We start from the raw sequence: 5,660 nt of genomic DNA, 5'->3' as shown, positions 1-5,660 counted from the left end.
TTTTGCGTTATCGTCTCTGAACCGATACGGTTAGAGGCAATTACGGGCATGAGATTGGCGGCCGCATGACCTTGCATACAGCGCTGCCAGTGTCCCTTTGACTCTATACCAAGCGTGGGCTCATCGCCAATTGCTGTGGGGTAGAGTAGTAATTCGGCACCCATTAGCGCCATACTACGCGCGCATTCTGGAAACCATTGATCCCAGCAAATACCCACGCCTATCTTGGCATATTTGGTCTCCCACACCTTAAATCCTGTATCCCCTGGGGTAAAGTAGAACTTCTCAGCATAAGGAATGCCATCTGGGATATGGGTTTTACGATAAGTGCCAAGTACCTCGCCATCAGCATCAATGATGGTCACACTATTAAAAAAGGTATTGCCTGAGCTCTCATAAAAGCTAATGGGCAAGACTACTTTTAGCTCTTTCGCTAGTGTCTTAAAGTGCGTGATAGCGGCGTTATCCTCGACGGTGCTTGCCAGTTTAAAATAATCAAAGTCGTGTACTTGGCAAAAATAAGGCGTCTCAAATAACTCTTGCAGCAAAATGATGTTGGCACCCGCTTTTGCAGCCTTAGTGACCAAGTTGCTTGCTGTATCGATGTTCTTTTGCTTATCCCAACCACAAGCCATTTGGGTCGTTGCAACGGTAACCGTACGCATAAGAAGATTCCTTTTAGTGATAATAAATAGAATATAGGCCAAAACGATTCAGCGAAGTTGAAATAGCTTTTTATGGTGTGCTTTGCCTATACCGACTGCGAAAACATCATTCCAATCTTGCGCTACAACACGACGTGTCCGTTTTACTTAATTGGTAATCAATAATGGGCAATTACCGATTCGCAATTGCCCATTGTGTTGTAACAATACTGTATCGTTAATAGTTGCGCTTATTACCGCTTACGCCATCAAAAACCCTAAACCTAAGAAGGTCACAACGGACAGTCCAGCACCGAGCAGAGCATAGGGAAACTGCGTAAAGGCATGTTGCATCGGTGAGCACCCAGCGCCTTGAGCGGCAAGTAATGAGGAGTCACTAAAGAAACAAGCATGGCTACCAAAAGAGGATGCGGACAGTAAAGCACCAATCATAAGTGGTGTGCTTACGCCAAGCGCCAAAGAGATCGGGAATACAATCGGCATGGCAAGGACATATAGACCCCAGCTCGAAGAGGTTGCAAACGTCAAGAACGCCATAACCGCAAAGATAACCGCAGGGAAAATAATAATAGTCATATAAGGCGTGATCGCATCGATGACGTACGTGGTCATACCAAGCTCATCGTTAATCTCTTTTAAAAAGAAACCACCGATAACGGTTGATAGCGGATACAGCATGACTTTAAAGCCTTTAAATATCGCCTCAACTTGAGTCTCGAACGCTAAAATACCTTGTACCCAGTACACTACGACAGTCACAAAACAGGTCAACAAGGCACCGCGCAGCAAATCAATCTCAAAATAAATAGTAGAGACGATAAGCAAAATCATTGGAAAGGCAAAGTTTGCAATATTGGCTTTAAATGACAGTTTGCGTTTGGCTTTAACGTTAGAGACCAGTTGCTCCTCGACAAAAGCTTCAGGGACAGGGTTGCCCGATTTTGCTCGTGCTTCAGCTTTTTTCATTGGGCCCCAATCGCCCAAAATACCATAAGCGACCAAGAATACGATAAGTAGAGCAAACCAAGCATAGGCCATATACGGAATAGCAGTAATATAAAGACCAATACCTTCGCCGTCGCCTGCAACGCCGTTCTCTTCTAGTAGTCCTGCAAAGTATACTGCCCAAGTCGATATAGGGACGATAATACACATAGGAGCTGCGGTAGAGTCGACGATGTAAGCGAGCTTCTCACGGGAGACGTGATAGACATCGGTCAGTTTTTTGACAGAGGTCGATACTGCCAGGCAGTTGAGATAATCATCGATAAAGACCACGACACCTAACGCAAAAGTAGCTAACAAGGATTGCCGGCGTGACTTGATAATTTTTTGTAGCCATTCACTAAAGCCATCCAAGCAGCCGCTGATCTCAAGTAACTGAATGAGGCCGCCCATCAAGCCACACACAAGGACAATCCAAATAATAGTCTCATTACCGAGTACCAAAGAGATATTGTCCGCAAAAGGGGAGACCAAGTCAAAGGGGTTGAGCATGACAAGACCCGCCACGCAGCCTGCTATCATTGACTCAAAAGGACGTCTTGAGACAATGGCGGTAACTAGGACAAGAAGGGTCGGTAATAAAGACAATGCGCCCCAAGACTGGTCCGCATCACGGCTAGTGGCTAGCCAGGCAAAAACAAGATAGATCGCAACAGCTGCGACTACGGTCAAAAACACTCGCTTATTATGATACTGCTGCTCAACTGCTTTGTTGAGTTTCATGTTCATAAATACACTCCCTGTAAACGCTCATTATTTTTATAGAGCAAAATCACTCTTATTTATGGTCGGCAAGTTGTCATCTATCCACTTGCCAAAAACCATCACAACACTCCTTTGTTGTGATGGGGTCATGCTAACAAGTAAAACAAATCGCTTGATTCATATAGCCACTACAAACCAGTGCGATCCTTTAGGGCATACCACCACGATCCCATGACAGAGTAAGGCACACGTAGCGCGCGCCCACCTGGGAAGGGTATCCATGGGATCTTGGTAAAAGTATCAAATTCATCAGTTTTGCCGTTGATAGCATCTGCTAAGATCTGACCAAATAGGTGCGAGCCGGTGACGCCATGACCGCTATAGCCATGAGCAAAATAGACACGCTCGTGTAATTTACCTAGCTGGGGCACGCGCGAAAATGACAAGGCAAAGTTACCGCTCCACGCGTAATCGACTTTAGCGTCACGTAGCTGCGGAAAAATTTTGTGCATATTAGGGACGATTTTGGCAGCGATATCCGCAGGATCTTGACCACCGTAAACAGAGCCGCCACCAAATAACATGCGTTTGTCGGCTGATAGACGATAATAGTCCAAGATATAACGCACATCCTCGACACAAACGTCAGAGGGAATCAGCGTATCAGCTAAATCACCGAGAGGTTCAGTAGCGATAATCTGGGTGGATACTGGCATAACGCGGTCGGTGAGCTTGGGGATGACCTTATTAAGATAAGCATTACCGCAGATAACCGCTTGCTTACAAGTTACTGTGCCAAACTCGGTAATGATTTTGATCGCATCATCACCATACTCAACGTCGACAACCAAAGTATTCTCGTAGATAGTGCCGCCCTTTTGCTCAACAGCTGCCGCTTCGCCTAGCGCCAAGTTTAGCGGATGAAAGTGCCCGCCTGAGTGATCGATGATGCCGCCGACATAAGCGTCGGTATTGATATACTGCTCGATGCCTTGCTTGTCCAGCATCTCGCGATCATGCATACCGTGGCTCTCCCACAGCGTATGCGTATTTTGTAAGTCCTTTAATTGACTGGCATTAAAGGCGGCAAAAATGTTTTTTTCTTTAAGATCGCAGTCGATATTATAGTCATGAATAAAGCGGCGAATGATTTTGCCGCCGCGCGTGACCAATTTACCCACAAAATCTGCGTTCTCTTGACCATAAGACTTTTTGATCTTCTCAAGGCTAGCATTAAGCCCATTAACGATTTGACCGCCGTTACGACCAGAAGCACCCCAACCAATCTGCGCGCCTTCTAGTACCACGACTTCGTGATCGCTCTCAAGCAAATGCAGCGCTGCTGAGAGGCCACTATAGCCGCCGCCAACCACACAGATCTCAGCCTGAATGTCGTCTTTTAATGTGGGGCGATCAGGCTTTGGGTTACGACTAGCAGCATAGTAGCTGTCAGGGTACTTTCCTTTGTCAGAGTAGTGCGGAATATTGCGCGTATTGTTGCTCGCATGACTAGGCGGTTTACTCATCTGCGTGTTTTGCTCATTGGGCGGTGTAATAGGGCTATTTGACATCTTAGACATCCTGTAGATAAGTGAGGTATTCAAGATTGGTAACTTGCTGAGCAAAGCGCTTGGCTTCTTGCTTTTTGACTGCAGTGAGCAGCTCAATCATCTCGGTTGGGAATAGCGCATCGATCAGATCGCTCTCTTCAAACTTACGAATCGCTGAGAGCCAATCTAACGGTAGCAGTTTAAGCTCAGTCTCATCATAAGTAATATCATTGATAGGGTTTGGCGCTGCAAGCTTATTCTCAATGCCATAGAGCATGCCGGCAAGTACGGCGCTACAGACAAGATATGGATTGGCGTCAGCACCTGATACGCGGTGCTCAATACGGCGCGCGCGCGAGTCGCCGCCTGGTATACGGACTGCCGCCGTACGGTTCTCATAGCCCCATGACACATTGTTTGGTGCAAGTGTCCCTGGGGTAAATCTGCGATAAGAGTTCACATGTGGCGCAAACAGCAAGGTGCAATCAGACATCGTTGCAAGCAGACCTGCTACGGCGTGACGCAGCATGTCTGAGCCTTCATCACTACCATCATCAAAGACATTGTTACCGTCTTTGTCGAGCAAGCTACAATGCACATGAAAGCCATTACCAGATTGCAGACCAAAGGGCTTTGCCATAAAGGTGGCGGTCAGCTTACGGCGCGCGGCGACAGTTTTGACCACTTGTTTGAACAATACCGCATCATCAGCGGCCTTGAGCGGATCATCGACATGCAATAGATTTATCTCAAACTGACCGCAGCCGTTTTCAGCTAAGGCGGCATCGACTGGAATATCGAGCTTTTTGCACTGCTCGTAGATCTCATCCAAAAACTCATCGAATTGCAGTAGATCGTTAATACTTAAGATAGAGGTTTTGTTGAGCCTTAGACCATTTTTTGGACGAATAGGCGGCTTAGGTGTCTCGCCCTCAACATAATCAACCAGATAAAACTCAAGCTCAGTTGCCATAACAGGCGTAAGGCCAAGCGCTTTAAAGCGTTTACTGATGTAATCGAGCACGTGTCTGGCATCACCATAATATGGCTCATTGTCTTCGGTATAGAGCCAAACCGGCAATAGTGATGAGGGCGCACTAGTATTTAATAGTGGAAAAGCGGCACGACCAGTAGGACGAGCAATAGCGTCTATATCGCCATTAGACTGAGAGGACTCGATGACATCTGCGCCCCAAATATCGACACCCAAAATAGAGAGCGGCAAGCGGATACTACCGTTTTGCGCTTTGTCCATTTGATCAAAAGGAATACGCTTACCTCGTAGTAAGCCGTTGATGTCGCCTGCTGCAATATAAACATATTGTGTATTGTCTGTAGAGTCGACCATTCCGTTGGTTGCCGTCATATCCGTTTTCCTGTTGAAGTAATAAAAACTGTGTTCTATGTATCATAAAACCAGAGTGATAAATCGTATCGATAATAAACGCTAACCTTATATTTCTTCTGCCAAATGAGTGACTTAGCTAATGACGGTTCGCATTTGCGAGTTATGCTATTGCTATCTTTAGTATGGCTAATGAATTACAATATATTACCGAAACTTATAGTTGTCAATTTTTATTTAAAAAGTATCGTAAATAGGCTTTAAAAGTCGTTTTTAATCATTAATACAAAGAAGTGTGATTTATAGTTTACATTTTGATAAGCTCCGTGTTAAATTTCAATAGAGCAAAAATGTATCGCGACTACAACTTCACCTACTACTATATTTTTA

The 5,660-nt window shown here is 45.5% G+C and carries 4 protein-coding genes; all 4 read right to left on the bottom strand.

Annotation, left to right across the window (positions count from 1 at the left end):
• Positions 1-665: nitrilase-related carbon-nitrogen hydrolase (locus ACTXGO_RS08800; RefSeq protein WP_443574089.1), on the bottom strand; the 665-nt coding region annotated here is incomplete at its 3' end.
• Positions 666-905: 240 nt separating this feature from the next.
• On the bottom strand, positions 906-2,399 hold the full coding sequence (locus ACTXGO_RS08795; RefSeq protein WP_317198508.1) for a Na+/H+ antiporter NhaC family protein: 1,494 nt from the start codon (positions 2,397-2,399) through the stop codon (positions 906-908).
• A 164-nt stretch (positions 2,400-2,563) separates the two neighbouring features.
• Positions 2,564-3,946, bottom strand: a complete 1,383-nt coding sequence (locus ACTXGO_RS08790) for an NAD(P)/FAD-dependent oxidoreductase (RefSeq protein WP_443574088.1) — start codon at positions 3,944-3,946, stop codon at positions 2,564-2,566.
• 1 nt (position 3,947) lies between these two features.
• Positions 3,948-5,291, bottom strand: coding sequence for a glutamine synthetase family protein (locus ACTXGO_RS08785; RefSeq protein WP_317198506.1), 1,344 nt, complete (start codon positions 5,289-5,291; stop codon positions 3,948-3,950).
• Between the last annotated feature and the right edge of the window lie 369 nt (positions 5,292-5,660).

The sequence above is a fragment of the Psychrobacter sp. T6-1 genome (assembly GCF_052258445.1).
This window is presented reverse-complemented; position numbering and strand designations above follow the sequence as displayed.